18 protein-coding genes are annotated in these 16,512 nt (G+C 46.5%); 15 read left to right on the top strand and 3 right to left on the bottom strand.

Translation table 11 applies throughout. The features are described 5' to 3' along the window. Window positions 1-34: 34 nt before the first annotated feature. From AS888_RS25520 to AS888_RS05470, 3 genes are read right to left on the bottom strand one after another with little or no spacing between them, the layout of a single operon-like run. Entirely contained in the window at window positions 35-178 is a 144-nt protein-coding gene (locus AS888_RS25520) for a hypothetical protein (protein ID WP_155645394.1), read from the bottom strand. Window positions 179-229: 51 nt separating this feature from the next. Further along, on the bottom strand, window positions 230-883 hold the full coding sequence (locus tag AS888_RS05475) for a class D sortase (RefSeq protein ID WP_061141795.1): 654 nt from the start codon (window positions 881-883) through the stop codon (window positions 230-232). 1 nt (window position 884) lies between these two features. Further along, complete coding sequence (locus AS888_RS05470; RefSeq protein WP_061141173.1) at window positions 885-1,958, bottom strand: processed acidic surface protein; 1,074 nt, start codon at window positions 1,956-1,958, stop codon at window positions 885-887. A 471-nt stretch (window positions 1,959-2,429) separates the two neighbouring features. Between AS888_RS05470 and AS888_RS05465 the strand changes: the two genes are divergently transcribed. The 15 genes from AS888_RS05465 to AS888_RS05400 all read left to right on the top strand — a co-directional run bounded on the left by AS888_RS05465 (window position 2,430) and on the right by AS888_RS05400 (window position 16,512). Continuing rightward, window positions 2,430-3,617, top strand: a complete 1,188-nt coding sequence (locus tag AS888_RS05465) for an ATP phosphoribosyltransferase regulatory subunit (RefSeq protein ID WP_061141172.1) — start codon at window positions 2,430-2,432, stop codon at window positions 3,615-3,617. After that, entirely contained in the window at window positions 3,607-4,236 is a 630-nt protein-coding gene (hisG, locus tag AS888_RS05460) for an ATP phosphoribosyltransferase (RefSeq protein ID WP_061141171.1), read from the top strand. Before AS888_RS05465 ends, hisG begins: the two co-directional genes overlap by 11 nt. Before the next feature lie 26 nt (window positions 4,237-4,262). Beyond that, complete coding sequence (gene hisD, locus AS888_RS05455) at window positions 4,263-5,543, top strand: histidinol dehydrogenase (RefSeq protein WP_061141170.1); 1,281 nt, start codon at window positions 4,263-4,265, stop codon at window positions 5,541-5,543. A 74-nt stretch (window positions 5,544-5,617) separates the two neighbouring features. Beyond that, window positions 5,618-6,205, top strand: coding sequence for an imidazoleglycerol-phosphate dehydratase HisB (gene hisB, locus AS888_RS05450; RefSeq protein WP_061141169.1), 588 nt, complete (start codon window positions 5,618-5,620; stop codon window positions 6,203-6,205). After that, on the top strand, window positions 6,206-6,838 hold the full coding sequence (gene hisH / locus AS888_RS05445; RefSeq protein ID WP_061141168.1) for an imidazole glycerol phosphate synthase subunit HisH: 633 nt from the start codon (window positions 6,206-6,208) through the stop codon (window positions 6,836-6,838). After that, entirely contained in the window at window positions 6,835-7,569 is a 735-nt protein-coding gene (hisA, locus tag AS888_RS05440) for a 1-(5-phosphoribosyl)-5-[(5-phosphoribosylamino)methylideneamino]imidazole-4-carboxamide isomerase (RefSeq protein ID WP_061141167.1), read from the top strand. The genes hisH and hisA overlap by 4 nt, the downstream gene beginning before the upstream one ends. Continuing rightward, window positions 7,570-8,328, top strand: a complete 759-nt coding sequence (hisF, locus tag AS888_RS05435; RefSeq protein WP_061141166.1) for an imidazole glycerol phosphate synthase subunit HisF — start codon at window positions 7,570-7,572, stop codon at window positions 8,326-8,328. Continuing rightward, window positions 8,325-8,981, top strand: a complete 657-nt coding sequence (gene hisIE, locus AS888_RS05430; RefSeq protein ID WP_061141165.1) for a bifunctional phosphoribosyl-AMP cyclohydrolase/phosphoribosyl-ATP diphosphatase HisIE — start codon at window positions 8,325-8,327, stop codon at window positions 8,979-8,981. The genes hisF and hisIE overlap by 4 nt, the downstream gene beginning before the upstream one ends. 162 nt (window positions 8,982-9,143) lie before the next feature. Next, a complete protein-coding gene (locus AS888_RS26325; protein WP_221408566.1) occupies window positions 9,144-9,296 on the top strand; it encodes a hypothetical protein in 153 nt (50 codons plus the stop codon). A 129-nt stretch (window positions 9,297-9,425) separates the two neighbouring features. Further along, window positions 9,426-10,883, top strand: a complete 1,458-nt coding sequence (locus AS888_RS05425) for an aldehyde dehydrogenase family protein (RefSeq protein WP_061141164.1) — start codon at window positions 9,426-9,428, stop codon at window positions 10,881-10,883. A gap of 177 nt (window positions 10,884-11,060) precedes the next feature. Beyond that, entirely contained in the window at window positions 11,061-12,563 is a 1,503-nt protein-coding gene (locus AS888_RS05420) for a tetratricopeptide repeat protein (protein ID WP_061141163.1), read from the top strand. A gap of 103 nt (window positions 12,564-12,666) precedes the next feature. Next, on the top strand, window positions 12,667-13,614 hold the full coding sequence (trxB, locus tag AS888_RS05415; RefSeq protein ID WP_061141162.1) for a thioredoxin-disulfide reductase: 948 nt from the start codon (window positions 12,667-12,669) through the stop codon (window positions 13,612-13,614). 518 nt (window positions 13,615-14,132) lie between these two features. Further along, the gene (locus AS888_RS05410; RefSeq protein WP_061141161.1) at window positions 14,133-14,591 is read left to right on the top strand and encodes an 8-oxo-dGTP diphosphatase; all 459 of its coding nucleotides are present in this window, start codon (window positions 14,133-14,135) and stop codon (window positions 14,589-14,591) included. A 45-nt stretch (window positions 14,592-14,636) separates the two neighbouring features. Next, window positions 14,637-15,536, top strand: a complete 900-nt coding sequence (rapZ, locus tag AS888_RS05405) for an RNase adapter RapZ (protein WP_061141160.1) — start codon at window positions 14,637-14,639, stop codon at window positions 15,534-15,536. Beyond that, the gene (locus tag AS888_RS05400; protein WP_061141159.1) at window positions 15,526-16,512 is read left to right on the top strand and encodes a gluconeogenesis factor YvcK family protein; all 987 of its coding nucleotides are present in this window, start codon (window positions 15,526-15,528) and stop codon (window positions 16,510-16,512) included. The genes rapZ and AS888_RS05400 overlap by 11 nt, the downstream gene beginning before the upstream one ends.

Raw genomic sequence — 16,512 nt, 5'->3', positions numbered from 1 at the left:
GAGGACTTGTCCATAAATGCGGCACGTCCTTTTTTTAATTGCATTTAGGGTACAGCGGAGTCAATTCGTTTTTCAGGTGATCCATGATCTCATCGATCGATGCATTCTCCTTGTTCACTGTCGCTTCATAAGTATCTTTCAAAATTTGAAAAAACCTTTCTTGTTGCTCTTTATCCATATTGAGCTAACCCCTTTCAACATAGGGCTGAAAAAACTTCAGCCCCTTCTTTCATTCATTCAATTCAGTTTTCAATAAATCGGCCACCAATACGTATCTTTCCGGTGCACTACCAATATATGAAAATGGGTAGCAGGTTGTTACTGTAAGTGTGGCTTTAGGCTTCGGAACGATTACGGTCCGGTCATCAGCATCGACGATACGGACCTTCCGAACTTTATAGGTAAACGTGCCGGCTTCCGTTTTGGTAATCAGCAAGTCTCCTTTGCCGACTTCACCAAGCTCCCGGAAAATGGTATCCCGATGACCGGATAAAACCGAATTATCGTCTTCGCCGGGCAAAACCGAACCTGCATAATGACCGACGCCCTTTTCGAGTTCATCCTCATCGGTTCCATGGTAAATCGGGAGCGTTGCCTTGATTTTTGGGATGTAAAGCTCTCCCATCAGATCCCCTGTTTCCGGCCGTTGCTCATATAGCTCATGATCATCGGGGACAGCAGCTTTTTTCTCCGGCTTTGAGGGCTTGGCCTGCGCCTGCGCCATTGTCTCCGTTGCTTCGGGCTTATTCCACTTATATATCGCATAACCCTTAAGCAGTGTGTAGGTGTTTGTCGTTGTAAAATAAAAACCGAGGATTAAAAAGCAAGCAGCAGTGACAAGTAACCATTTTTTCTTTTGCGTGGATGGCCTATTTTCGGTCATTTTACTTTGCAAGTCTCGCTTTTCTGATCAATCCGAAAGCAATGCCCATCATCACTAAGCCGATCAACGATCCCAATAGGTAATTGCCGGCTGTCTTAGGAAGCACTCCGCCTTTTTCCGTTTTATGGGTCGGTCGCTTCTTTTTCTTATCTTTTTTTACATCATTTTTTTCTTTTACATCAGCCACTTTAGAAATGACTTGAGTGGACTGCTTAATGTCATTCCCGGTTTCCTTCACTAAATCGGAACCGATCATCTCACCTGTCAAAATGAAATCGAGCAATAGATTGCCTTTTAAATCATAAATGGAAACTAGTAAACTGGCATTATTCAAATCTTTAAGCTTGAATAACGCTTCAAGTGATAGGTTCGTAGTGACGCCGTCCTGGATCAAGGCGAACTTGAATTGAACCTGAAGCAGGCTTTGCAAATCATTATAAATGGAAAGCAATTCTGCCACTTGCCCAGCCGACAATTGATCGATCGTTTCAAAATCAGCCAGCTTGTCCATTCGGTCGGATATCGCCATCAAGCGATCCTCGAATGTTGGATCCTCGACGAGTGGCATAAGGTGATTCATGAATCTTTCAAGCTCCTCATCCGTAAGCCCGATCTCAGTAAAAAGTCCAGACAGTAAATCGTCCAGTTCTTCATCATCGTATTCCATGTCTTCGTCATCATAACCCATCTCTAAATCGATAATGTCTTCTATATCATAAATGAAATGGAAGGTATCGATGATGGAATCTCCTTCTTCCAATTCACCATACTCCATCAATAATTCCGTCAATTCCGCTTCTGTCATGTCATAATCCTTCAATAACTGCTTCAATGTCTCAGGAGTGACTGTCGGTCCCAATGTATCGCGTAACTCATCTACCGATTCCATCTCCTTCAAGGTCAAGTCATAATAGGCTAAGTAATCTTCCAATTCCTTTTGTGTCATTCTAACTTCCGCCAGGTATGCATTAAGCTCTTCCTGGTTCATTTTCGTTGCAGCGAAGCCTTTAGCTCCGATTGAGCCTACCGAAAAAAGAACGATAAGTGCTACAAATAACGAAAAAAATCTCTTCAATTTCTTTTCCCCCCAATAATTTCTAGTAAAGCCAAACTCCTAACCATTATAAAGCAGCTAAACCAAAAGGTATACATTAATAACAATGATTGACTGTAAATAGGAGGTTAGGAGTGGGTGGAAGGTCTGTTTTTTTCGCATGCTCCTGAGATGATCTTTAAGGTGATAGAAAGGGAAACGATAGCTTTTTCTTGACGGAAGGTTAGGGCAGCGTTAAACTATTAATAACTTCACCATGTTACCATATTAGCGAACTAAAGTAATTTGTAAGATTATTATGATTATTTATAGGATTATGTTAATCTTTTTGCTACTATTTCTTATATGGACCCAAAAATAAGGATTTAACTGTGCTTGATCTTGGAAGGATATAAGGATGTACAAAGACAATGGAGGCAGGGATTGGTTTTGGCCAAAGAAGGCGAACCGATTGAATAGATGATTACTACTTTTTTAAAAGGATGTGCAGTCGTGACAAAGCCGTTTATGTTCGAGAAACCGTTAGGCATGAGAGATACACTGCCAGTGCTATATGAGACGAAGGTGAAGGCCAGAAATGAAATGAGCGATGAAATCAAGAAATGGGGCTATCAATTCATTGAAACCCCAGCACTGGAATATCATGAGACGATTGGCGAGGCCTCGGCCATTTTAGATCAACAGCTGTTTAAGCTTCTTGATTCCGAAGGCCATACGCTCGTTTTGCGGCCTGATATGACAGCACCCATTGCCCGGGTGGCGGCATCGAAGCTGTTAAAGCAGCAAATTCCGCTGCGCCTGGCCTATTCAGCGAATGTATATCGGGCCCAGCAGCGTGAAGGCGGCAGGCCGGCAGAATTCGAGCAGATTGGCATTGAGTGCATCGGCAATAAATCGATAAGTGCAGATGCTGAAATGATTGCACTGCTTGCCGATGTGTTAAAGGCAGCGGGCCTGGAGCGATTCAAGATTTCCATTGGCCATATCGGCTTCTTGCAGGAATTCTTCTTAAGCATACTTGGAACGGAGGAAAGGGCCTCCAAACTGAGGAAGTTTCTATATGAAAAGAATTATGTCGGTTTTCGGGAGCATGTAAAATCGCTGCCGCTATCATCGATCGATAAACAGCGGCTCATCGAATTTACCTCTTTAAGAGGAAGTGAGGGCACCTTGGAAAGGGCGCTGGCGCTGGTCGAGAATGATAAAGGGAAAGATTCCTTGTCAGGGCTCGAGGAATTATCCGTTCAGTTGCAGCAATTCGGCGTAGGGCAATACGTGAGCTTCGATTTAACATTGGTCAGCCACATGAGCTATTATACGGGAACCTTATTTGAGGTGTATGCAGGACAAGTCGGTTCACCAATCGGAAATGGCGGCCGTTATGATAATCTTCTGGAAAAATTCGGTTGGGACGCATCGGCAACAGGGTTTGCGATCCGTGTCGATCGACTTGCCGAAGCTCTTGGAGAGCCTATGCAGCCTGTCGCGCCTGAGTGTATTTTATTCAGTCCAGAACGGCGACTGGAAGCGATCGAAAACGCAAGAATAAAACGATCGGAAGGAAAGCGGGTAACGATTCAGGATATCACCGTCGTCCAAAACGTTGATGCTTTTACAAGGACCTTTTCAGAGGTGCACTTATTTGTAGGGAATGGGGGGAACGGCAAAGATGAACAATAGCTTTTTAACGATAGCGATGCCAAAGGGGAGAATTTTTGAAGAAGCGGCAGAGCTATTAAGAACGGCGGGGTTTCGTCTGCCTCCCGAGTTCGATGATTCCCGGAAATTGATCCTTGAGGTGGAAGAGGAGAATTTACGGTTCATATTGGCCAAACCGATGGATGTCGTAACCTATGTCGAACACGGGGTCGCCGATATTGGCATTGCCGGTAAGGATGTCATGATGGAGGAAGACCGTGATGTATATGAACTGCTTGATTTGAAGATCAGTGCGTGCTACTTAGCCGTGGCAGGCTTGCCTGGTACGAAAATAAGTGACATCGCCCCTAAAATAGCCAGTAAATATCCGAATGTGGCCTCTGGCTATTTCCGTGAGCAGGGAGAGCAAGTCGAGATCATCAAGCTGAACGGTTCAATCGAGCTGGCACCATTGATTGGCTTGGCAGAACGGATCGTGGATATCGTTTCAACAGGCCAGACATTGAAGGAAAATGGCCTCGTTGAATATGCGAAAATTGCTGATGTGACTTCGAGGTTGGTGGCGAACCCAGTCAGCTATCGAATTAAAGAAGCAAGGATCACGGAGATTGTGGATAGATTGGCAGAAATCATCGAATAGCAAAGAATCGCAAATGAGGTGAGCGTATGAAAATGGAACGGTTTGCAGAAGGGATTTCGCTGAAACGCTCGGTTGACGCAGGTACGGCCGATCAACGAAAAGCGGTTCAGGATATTATCCATGAAGTCAGGAAAAGCGGGGATTCCGCTGTACATAAATTCACCGCACGTTTCGATGGGGTGAGTCTTGAGGAATTGCGGGTATCCGAACGGGAAATGGAAGAAGCGACAGCATCCTTAACGGCTGAACAGCTTGCTATCATTCAGGAGGCTGCCGATAATATTGAATTGTTTCACGAGAAACAAATTAGGAATTCATGGTTTACGACGGATGATACGGGAACGATGCTTGGGCAAAAATTGACACCACTTGATGCGGTGGGAGTGTATGTTCCGGGAGGCACAGCGGCATATCCTTCGTCAGTGCTGATGAATACGATGCCGGCCAAGGCTGCGGGGGTGGAACGAATCGTCATGGTATCCCCTCCGGGCCAAGATGGTAAATTATCACCGGCTGTTTTAGCGGCTGCAAAGATTGCCGGAGTCAAGGAAATCTATAAAGTTGGCGGGGCTCAGGCGATAGCCGCATTGGCTTATGGGACGGAAACGATAAAAAAGGTCGACAAAATCGTCGGTCCGGGAAATATCTACGTTGCGCTGGCGAAGCGGGAGGTATTCGGTGATGTGGCCATTGATATGATCGCCGGACCAAGTGAAATTGCCGTGTTGGCGGACGAATCAGCCATTGCAGCGGAAGTTGCCGCCGACTTGCTATCACAAGCGGAACACGACGCCCGTGCTTGCAGTGTCTTGGTGACAATATCCGCATCTCTTGCAGAAGAGGTTGCTGCAGAAGTGACAAAGCAGGCCGCATTGCTTCCCCGCCGGGAGATTGCTTCCGCATCGATTAAGGATTATGGAAGGATCATCGTATGCGGGAATATGACGGAAGCCATTGAAGCCATCAATGAGCTTGCACCGGAACATCTAGAGATCATGACCAAGGATGCACTTGAAGTGATGGCCAAAATCCGGCATGCCGGGGCAATCTTCATTGGCCGCTACAGTTCTGAGCCTGTCGGGGATTACTTCGCGGGGCCCAATCATGTGCTGCCAACAAACGGAACGGCCCGTTTTTCGAGCCCGCTGAATGTGGATGATTTCCAAAAGAAGTCAAGCGTCATCATGTACAGTGAGACGGCCTTCCGCCAGAATGCAGAAAAAATCGCTGCTTTTGCCCGCATGGAGGGACTTGAGGCTCACGCCCGTGCCATAGAATCGCGCGGCGTGAATGAATCCAAGAACTAGGGGCATTTTTTTACGGAATATATGCAAGGTACAGCTTGGGAAAAGGGGACAGGCCCCGATGAGGAGGATTTGTGATGGAACGTTTTGCTAGTGTGGAGCGAAAGACGAATGAAACGGAGATCAGTTTGAAGTTTGGTGTCGATGGGGAAGGCAATTCATCTATCAAGACTGGCGTCCCGTTTATGACACATATGCTTGATTTGTTCACGAAACATGGGAAATTCGATTTGTCCGTCGATGCAAAAGGCGATACGGAGGTCGATGATCATCATACAACTGAAGATATTGGCATTTGCTTAGGCCAGACGTTATTGGAGGCGCTGGGAGACAAGCGCGGGATTAAACGGTACGGAAATGCTTTCGTACCGATGGACGAAGCACTCGCGCAGGTTGTCATCGACTTAAGCAATCGTCCGCATCTGGAATTCAGGGCGGAGTTCCCTTCGCAAAAGGTAGGGACGTTCGATACGGAACTCGTGCATGAGTTTCTTTGGAAATTCGCTCTTGAAGCCAGGATGAACTTGCATGTAGTCGTTCATTATGGCCATAACACGCACCATATGATCGAAGCGATATTCAAAGCGATGGGACGTGCATTGGATGAGGCGACGACCATCGATCCGAGGGTTAAAGGCATTCCTTCAACGAAAGGATTGTTGTAAATGCTCGGGATCGTGGATTACGGCATGGGGAACTTATTTTCTGTAAGCAAAGCGCTGGAGCGGCTTGGCGCCGATTCATTCATTTCCGATGACCCAAAGGAACTTTCAAAGGCAACAGGAATCATTCTTCCTGGTGTTGGCTCGTTCAGGGATGCCATGAGCCTTTTGGAAAAACAAGGGCTGGATGAATTCCTGAAGCGTTATGCAGCAGGGGGAGGCTATGTATTAGGCATCTGCCTCGGCATGCAGCTTCTCTTTGATGAAAGCGAGGAAAATGGGCCGGCACAAGGATTGTCACTCATCCCAGGCAATGTCGTCCGGTTTCAGGGCATGGATGCAAGCGGCCATGTTTATAAAGTGCCTCACATGGGCTGGAATCGACTTGAATTCAAACATTCGTCACCTGTGACTGCAGGACTGGAAGCGGACCATGTTTATTTCGTGCATTCCTATTATGTAGATACGGATGAGGCATATATTGCCGCCAGTGCGACGTATGCAGGGGAAGTCCCGGCAATCGTAGCGAAAGGGAATGTGTTCGGCATGCAGTTCCATCCTGAAAAAAGCGGGCAGATGGGCATGTCGCTGTTAAGAAATTATCTGTCATTAGTAGAAGGGAAGGAAAAAGCATGAGCAACTTTACGATATACCCGGCGATTGATATGCGCGGAGGCAAATGCGTCCGCTTGATCCAGGGAGACTACGATCAGGAAACCGTTTATGGAGATTCTCCCTTCGATATGGCAAAAAGCTTTGCGGACCAAGGCGCGGATTGGATACATATGGTCGACCTTGACGGGGCGAAAGAGGGAGTTCGCATCAACGATTCATACGTGATTAAAGCAGCAAGTGAATTGGGCGCACGCATCCAAATCGGCGGCGGCATCCGTACGGAACAAGATATCGCCCATTATCTGGATAATGGGGTGGAACGTGTCATTCTTGGAAGCACAGCCGTTTCAAATCCTGCCTTCACGAAGGATATGATCAGGAAGTATGGAAAGCATATCGCGATTGGCATAGACGCGAAGGATGGCAAGGTTGCGACTCATGGGTGGCTTCAAACGTCCGGAACCCTTGCCATCGAGCTCGGTAAACGCCTGGCGGATGTAGGTGCCGAGACGTTCATCGTGACCGATATCGCGAAGGATGGCATGCTTTCAGGGCCGAATGTCAACGGGATATTGGCTATGGCGGAGGCAACAGGGAAAAACGTGATCGCCTCCGGCGGCATAAGTTCATTGGAAGATATCATTACCCTCAAACAGCAAGAAGCTGAAGGGATTGCAGGGGCGATCATCGGCAAGGCATTATATACGAATCGCTTTACCGTTGCAGAGGCGCTGGAAAAGGTGCGTGGTTAAATGCTCACTAAACGAATCATTCCGTGTCTCGATGTAAAGGATGGGCGTGTTGTCAAAGGCATACAATTCGTTTCGCTAAGAGATGCCGGAGATCCGGTCGAGCTTGCGGCTTTTTATGATCAGGAAGGTGCCGATGAGCTTGTCTTTCTCGATATTTCTGCCTCACATGAAGGCAGGGAAACGATTGTCGACGTCGTTCAAGCGGTAGCCGGCAGCTTGGCCATCCCGTTCACAGTTGGCGGCGGCATTAATTCCCTGGCGGATATGAAGAAGATATTACGTGCAGGTGCAGATAAAGTATCGTTGAATACAGCAGCCGTTCTCCGGCCTGAATTGATTAATGAAGGCTCTGATTACTTTGGTGCCCAATGCATCGTCGTCGCCATTGACGCCCGATACGATGAAGGGCTGGGATCATGGCGGGTATATACCCATGGCGGGCGAAAACCGACCGAATGGGAAGTGGTCGACTGGGCCAAGGAAGCCGTCAGTCGCGGTGCCGGCGAAATTTTATTGACAAGCATGGATTGCGACGGGGAGAAACAGGGGTTCAATATCGCTTTAACCAAAGCGGTATCGGAAGCGGTTTCCGTGCCGGTCATCGCCTCAGGCGGTGCAGGTAACGCCGAGCATTTCCGGGAAGCATTTGAAGAAGGCAAAGCCGATGCAGCATTAGCTGCCTCGATCTTTCATTATAAAGAAACATCGGTCAAAGAAGTCAAAGCGTTTCTCAAACAACAAGGAGTGGTTGTACGATGAATCTTGAAACTATTAAATTCGATGAAAAAGGTCTAATACCGGCAATTGTCCAGGACGCCCGCAGCAAAGAAGTGCTGACGCTTGCTTACATGAATGAAGAATCGCTAAAAATGTCGATTGAATCGGGTGAAACGGTTTTCTTTAGCCGCTCGCGAAATGAATTATGGCATAAGGGGGCGACCAGCGGAAATACACAGAAAATCATCGAAATCAAGTATGACTGTGATCAGGATGCATTGGTCGTTGCGGTCGTTCCTGCAGGTCCTGCATGCCATACTGGAGCAACGAGCTGTTTTAGCGAAACGATCTATCAAAATACGGAAGCCCGTCAAGCGGCTGAAACGAATGTGGCGTTCCTGACGGAATTGGAACAATTGATTACCAAAAGGAAAGCGGAGATGCCTGAAGGCTCTTATACCACCTACTTGTTCGATAAAGGCGTTGATAAAATCCTGAAAAAGGTCGGAGAAGAAGCGGCAGAAGTGATCATTGCCGCCAAAAACCGCGATGCCGAGGAATTGTCCATGGAAAGTGCCGATCTCCTCTATCACTTATTCGTTTTGCTCCAGGAACAGGAATTGCCTTTCCAAGCGGTGCTGGATGTATTGAAGGCCAGACACTCCGAAAAGGACGAGCCAAAAGAAACTGAATGAACGGTTGTCTGCCCTCCTTTAAAAGGAGGGCCGTTTATATTTTTCTTCTAAAAGGCGCCGCGCATCAAATGGCCCCCCTGAATATAAAGGGAAAGTCATGACACTAATTTGATATTCACACAGAGTGGAAGGGAAAGGAAGGGGCGAGACTCCCGCTTAGGAATGCGCGTCCAAGGGAGCAAGCGCCGAGGGGGCTCCCCGGACGGCCTCTGGATAAGCGAGCGCCTGAAGTGGAAAATAACGGACAAAGGACAAAAGAAAAAAGGCAAATTTCCAAAACGGCGGGCCATTGACGCTAGTTTGCCTAGAGAATAAGCCCTCCATCAAAAGGAGGGCTTTCTTTATTGGTCACTATTTCTTGACTCATGATTTATCTAGGAATATACTTCATCAAAAATGGAGTGTTTATGCATTTTGTTCACTTCCAATAAGGAGGATACACAGATGAAATTCAGTTCCTTGAATAAAAGCTACATTAATGGTGAATGGGTGGAAGGTTTGACGGGCCGTACCAACGATATTCTTAACCCATTTGATGGTTCTATTTTATCAACTGTAAGTCTAGCATCATCCAAACAAGTGCAGGAATCCTTTGAGCATGCAAAAGCAGCACAAAAAGAATGGGCCAAGACAACTCCGGAACAACGGAATGAAGTATTGAAAAAGGCAGCGTCATACTTTCAGGAATACCGCGACGACATCATTGATGTCATCGTCCGCGAAACAGGCGGAAGCTTCATAAAAGCCAATGCTGAACTTGACCTGACCATACAAATTTTAAAAGAATCATTGACCTATTCACATGAGGTGAACCGTGTACATGAAGTGCCATCGGCTGTGGAGGGTAAGGTGAATCGCATTCATCGCCGGCCATTGGGGGTCATTTCATCGATTTCTCCTTTCAACTTCCCGCTGAACCTTTCTGTAAGAACGATTGCTCCTGCCATTGCGTTAGGAAATAGTGTCGTTCACAAACCAGATGTACAGGTTTCGTATTCAGGCGGAATCATCATCGCTGCTGCCTTTGAATATGCGGGCCTGCCAAAAGGGGTATTGAATATGATCATTACTGATCTGGAGGAGATCGGGGATGACATGCTTACCAATCCGATCCCAAGGCTGATCAGCTTTACGGGTTCAACGCCAGTTGGACGCCATATTGGTGAAGTGGCCGGGAAGAACCTAAAACGTGTGGCACTTGAATTGGGCGGCAATAATCCATTTATCGTCCTTTCGGATGCGGATGTCGATCGTGCAGTCGATGCAGCCATCTTCGGAAAGTACTTGCACCAAGGACAAATTTGCATGAGCATTAACCGAATCATCGTCCATAAGGATCTATACGAGGACTTCATCGCGAAATTTGTGGAACGGGCCAAGATGCTTCCTTACGGAAATCCGTTAAATCCAAAAACCGTCATTGGGCCGCTTGTGAATGAACGCCAAATCGACAAAGCGCAGCGCTACATCGAGGAGGCCAAGCTAAGTGGTGCAGTCCTTGCGCTTGAAGGGAAAAGGGAAGGAAACGTCCTGACACCATACGTTTTCCGCGATGTGCAAAATACGGACAAGATTGCCCAGACTGAACTGTTCTCACCAGTCGTTTCCATCATTAAAGCCGAAACCGACGAAGAGGCCATTGAGGTGGCCAATGATACCGAATACGGTTTGAGCTCTGCCATTTTCACCAATGACTTGGAGAGAGGCGAGCGATTGGGTCTCGAAATCGATAGCGGGATGACGCATATCAATGATCAGACTGTAAATGATGGTCCTAACGTTGCTTTTGGCGGCAATAAAATGAGCGGTATGGGGCGCTTCGGCAACCCGTGGGTAGTGGAGGAATTCACTGTCACCAAATGGATATCCAAACAAACCGTTGCTCGCCAATATCCTTTTTAAATTGAGGCAAGAAATTCCTTGATGCCTTTCTCCAAGATGGCAGCTTAAAATGATAGCGCATTGCCGGATTTATAACCGGGGGTCAGATAACCTTTTTCCATTTTCTTGAATTATTCGGCAAAATTACTCCAATATGTTATAATACTGTGGTTAATCAACTTGTAGATGGAGGATTACATGAGTAAAGACTCTAAATTTGGCCAACAGGCAAAAATTTTAACCTTTCACCCAACAGGTGAGTATTATTTCACCAAGGGTTTAAAAGCATATCATAGAAGAGAACTGCCAAAATCAAAAAAATACTTGGAGCGTGCGCTTGAACTGGAGCCGGCCGAACCGATGATAGCCTGTCAATTGGCAATCACATGCTCGGAAATCGGTGAATATAATTATTCGAACAACCTTTTGGAAAACATCTTGGATGTGATGGATCCTTATATGTCGGAATGTCATTACTTTCTGGCGAATAATTATGCCCACTTAGGCATGTTCAAGGAAGCTTACCGTCATGCAAGTGCTTATCTCGATAAAGAAGAGGATGGGGAGTTCAGCGATGACGCAGAGGATTTGCTTGAACTGATTACCTTCGAGACGGATGAAACGGAAGAAAACCCCTTTAAGCATGATGGGCTCATTGCCAAACAGGAGAAAGCGCGTGAATATTTGGAATCAGGGAATTTCCCTAAGGCAATCGAGGTATTGAAGGAAACGATTGCCGAATATGAGGACTACTGGTCCGCTTATAATAACTTGGCATTAGCCTATTTCTACCTTGGCCAAGTGGAGGATGCCTTTGGGACCTTGGATGAAGTGCTGGAAAAAAGCCCAGGAAACCTGCATGCGCTTTGTAACCTCGTCGTTTTCCATCATTATCAACAGGATGAAGAGAAGGTCGAGGAGCTCATACAGATGCTGGAGAAAATCCGGCCGATGCTATCCGAACATCGTTTCAAGCTTGGGGCGACCTTCGCCTTGATCGGAAATTATGCCTCAGCGTATCGATGGCTGAAAGTTTTGCAAAAGCAAGGTTTCGAAGGTGATGGGACCTTCTATTATTGGCTAACGATATCCGCCTATCACTTAGGCCACGAACAGGCAGCCAGAAAGGCTTGGAAGAAGGTCGTGGAAATGAACCCGGAAAAGGAAGGCATGGAGCCGTGGGGTGATATGAATGCTACCTCGGACGGTTTTGAGCATCACTTTCCTTCCATTATTAAACGGCTGGAAAGCGAGTTTATCGAAGAAAGGCTGTTTGCCATTTTCCTTTTGAAGCACTCGGTCCATAAACAGAAGTTATTGAAAAACCAAGTGCTCAACCTTAACCAGAATTTCACTGATCTGGAACGGGATTATGCCGACCTTGTCCAGGCTCCTTCCAAAGATCGCCCATTGACGCACGTTGATTTTGCGGATCGAACGGCTGAGTTGTTATACCGGCATTTCCAGCCGATTCAATTGGATGAAGCTGGACTTTATCTTATGTGGTTTTCGGTCTTCATCGAAGCGGTGAAGTCCGAGCAAAAGCTCAACAATCCTGCAGGATGGGCGTCTGCGGTGGAATACGTATGGAATCAGCTTAAAAATGAGAAAGTTAGCAAACAGGCAATTGCAGACAAACATTTCATATCCGTGTCCACCTTGTCGAAGTACGTGAAGTTGGTGCAAACCCTTCTGGAATGAGCAGATATTTGGACGAAAAATTATTTGTTATATAGGATAATAGGTAGGGAACACTAACCGTAGTGAAGGTTCCATTCGTAATGGAATATGGAGGAGTGAGAACATGTCTGAAAAAATTTATGACGTTGTTATTATTGGAGCTGGTCCTGCCGGGATGACGGCTGCTGTCTATACATCACGTGCGAACCTATCAACCTTGATGTTGGAACGAGGCGTTCCGGGCGGGCAAATGGCCAATACGGAAGAAGTTGAAAATTATCCTGGATTCGACACAATCCTCGGACCTGAACTTTCAACGAAAATGTTTGACCATGCAAAGAAATTCGGTGCGGAGTATGCTTATGGCGATGTTAAAGAAATCATCGACGGTGAAGAGTATAAAACGATCATTGCCGGTTCCAAGGAATTCAAAGCGCGCTCAATCATCATTTCATCGGGTGCCGAATATAAAAAAATCGGCGTACCGGGCGAAAAGGAATTGGGCGGACGCGGGGTATCGTATTGTGCGGTTTGTGACGGAGCATTCTTCAAGCAAAAAGAACTGTTCGTTATCGGCGGGGGAGACTCTGCGGTGGAAGAGGGCGTGTACTTGACCCGCTTCGCTTCGAAGGTGACGATCGTTCACAGGCGTGAAGAGCTTCGTGCACAAAAAATTCTTCAGGATCGCGCTTTTGCCAATGAAAAAGTCGATTTCATCTGGAATCATACGTTGAAGGAAATCAATGAAGAGGGCGGCAAGGTTGGCGGAGTCACCCTCGTTTCGACAGTGAACGGTGAAGAAACGAAGCTCGATGCAGACGGTGTATTCATTTATATCGGAATGCTTCCGCTGACTAAACCATTTGAAAGCTTGAACATCTTGAATGCAACGGGCTATATTGAAACGAATGATCGGATGGAGACACGTGTCCCTGGTATCTTCGCTGCTGGTGACGTTCGTGAAAAAACATTGCGTCAAATCGTGACAGCGACCGGTGATGGAAGCATTGCCGCTCAATCTGCCCAGCATTATGTAGAAGAACTTCAGGAAAAATTGCAGCCAAAGGCATAATCGGATCGGTTACAAAAATTTACACATCGTAATTCCGTTTTAACCCGGCTGTAACACGCGTGAAATAATGATTCGGTATAGTTAGAGTAGAAGTTGACCCCCTTTAATTATAAACGTTGGAGGACACAGATTAAGCATCTGTGTCCTTTTTTTGTCTGTTCTTATATTCCAATTCAAGGGAAATGGGTAGGCCTGCATGCAATTCCGATGTTCCATCCCTTTGCATGCAGGCGGGAATTCTGGTGAAGAATAGGAGTGGAGCAGCAGTTGAATACTTGGTACGAGGATCATCAGGAATGAATATTCCCCCAATGCAGGAAGTTTACTTTATTGTTAGCTCATTTCAAAAATAGTATAATGATAAGATATACTAAACATACACATATATCTTTCATAAAAGGATGTAAAATACCATTTGTTTGAACTATCAGCATTTGTAAATCGTCAAATGGATATCGAACGGCGATTTATGGTGAAGGTTCCTATAGTCGAACAGAGGCCAAATCGAGGTGAAGAACATGCAACGTGTCACAAATTGTGTACTGATCAAGGATGGACAAATCCTCTTATTGAAAAAACCTAGACGCGGATGGTGGGTAGCCCCAGGTGGCAAGATGGAGCCCGGAGAGTCCATACGTGATGCCTGTATTAGGGAATATCGTGAAGAAACGGGCGTTTATTTAAAAAACCCTTCCATCAAAGGCATTTTCACTTTCATCATGAAGGACGGAGATAAAGTGCTTTCGGAATGGATGATGTTCACTTTCTTTGCAACGGATTCCGATGGCGTCAACTTGGATGTTTGTGAAGAAGGCGAACTTAGCTGGCATCCAGTCGATGATGTCAAGAAACTGGAAATGGCTGAAGGCGACTTTCACATCCTGGACTATATGGTTCATGGGCGTGGAATCATTTACGGAACCTTTACCTACACGCCTGAGTTTAAGTTACTTTCGTATCGTTTGGATCCAGGCTAATGGTTGCTATATAAAAAAGATTGTTAAACATGGGGGCGGAGAACAATGAATACAGGGCAGATGAATGAAACGCAATTGGTCATCATTACCGGAATGTCGGGAGCGGGGAAGACAGTGGCGGTTCAAAGTTTTGAAGACCTCGGCTTTTTTTGCGTCGATAATTTGCCGCCCACACTATTGCCGAAATTTTTGGAGTTAATGAAGGACTCGGGGAATAAGATGAATAAAGTGGCGCTTGTCATGGACTTGAGGGGGCGGGAGTTTTTTGATTCGTTATTTCTCGCACTTGATAACCTTACGGATACATCATCGGTATCTCCAAGGATCCTCTTCCTTGAGGCTGATGACGATTCCTTGGTGCGCAGATATAAAGAGACGAGACGAACCCATCCGCTTGCACCATTGGGGCGGCCATTGGAAGGCATTAAAATGGAACGGGAACTTCTGGATGAATTGAAGGGCAGGGCGCAGCTGATTTTCAATACGTCACAACTGAAACCGCGCGAATTGAGGGAGAAAATCGCTTCGGAATTTTCTTCCGATAAAAGGGTCGGATTCACGGTCAACGTGATGTCCTTTGGTTTCAAGCACGGCCTGCCGATAGACGCTGACCTTGTGTTTGATGTGCGGTTCCTGCCAAACCCATATTATATCGACCACATGAGGCCGAAGACTGGCTTGGAACAGGAAGTGTCCAGTTACGTTTTGAAATGGAGCGAGACCCAGAAGTTCTTGGAAAAGGTCACCGATTTACTAGCTTTCATGCTTCCCTACTATAAACGGGAGGGGAAAGCGCAGCTTGTGGTTGCGATTGGATGTACAGGCGGTCAGCATCGTTCCGTCGCTTTGACGGAGTATATCTCGAATCACTTCCAAAATGATTATCGGGTTCAAGTGTCACATCGGGATATCGAAAAAAGTAAGGGGAAAGCAGATGTTAAATAATAAGAAACAGCCTAAGGTCGTGATCATTGGCGGGGGAACGGGCCTTCCCGTTTTATTAAGGGGCCTGAAGAAGCATCCGGTCGATATAACGGCGATCGTTACGGTGGCCGATGATGGCGGAAGCTCGGGCCGCCTTCGTGAGGACATGGATATTCCCGCTCCAGGAGATATTCGGAACGTGCTTGCTGCGTTATCGGATGTGGAACCTCTCGTTGAACAAATGTTTCAGCACCGCTTTCAGAGTCAAAATGAGCTGTCCGGGCATTCGCTGGGGAATTTGATCCTGGCGGCAATGACCTCGTTGACCGGGGACTTTGTCCATGCAATCCAGGAAATGAGCAAATTCCTGAATGTCCGCGGCAAGGTGCTGCCGGCAGCCAACCAAAGCGTGGTCCTCCATGCGGAAATGGATGACGGAACGATCGTTACAGGAGAATCCAAGATCCCCTTCTCAGGAAAGAAGATAAAAAAAGTGTTCTTATCTCCTCAACATATCAAGCCGCTCAGTGAAACCCTTCAGGAAATCAAGCAGGCTGATCTTATTGTCATCGGACCGGGAAGCTTATATACTAGCATTCTGCCTAATTTACTTGTCCCTGGACTGGGGGAAGAGGTCGGCCGTTCCAAGGCTAAGAAGGTGTACATTTGCAACTTGATGACACAAGCAGGCGAGACGCTGGATTATAGCGCAAGCGATCATATTAAAGCGATATATGACCATATGGGCAATGCCTATATTGACAGGATACTTGTAAATAATGAGGAAATACCGGCCGAGATCCAGCAGCGGTACCAAGCTGAATATGCCAAGCCTGTCATGTATGATGTCGAGAGTTTAAAAAGGATGGGCCTTGAGATCATCCAGGAGCGCATTTTCAGCTATGAAGGGAATGTCATCCGGCATGATACAGAAAAAGTGGCCGATTTGCTTTACAATATGCTAATAAATGAAACGAAAAGCCATATAATTCCGTAG

This window comes from Peribacillus simplex, assembly GCF_001542915.1.
GTDB lineage: Bacteria > Bacillota > Bacilli > Bacillales > DSM-1321 > Peribacillus > Peribacillus simplex_B.
The sequence above is the reverse complement of the archived record's forward strand: the minus strand, read 5'-3'. Positions and strand labels throughout refer to the sequence as shown.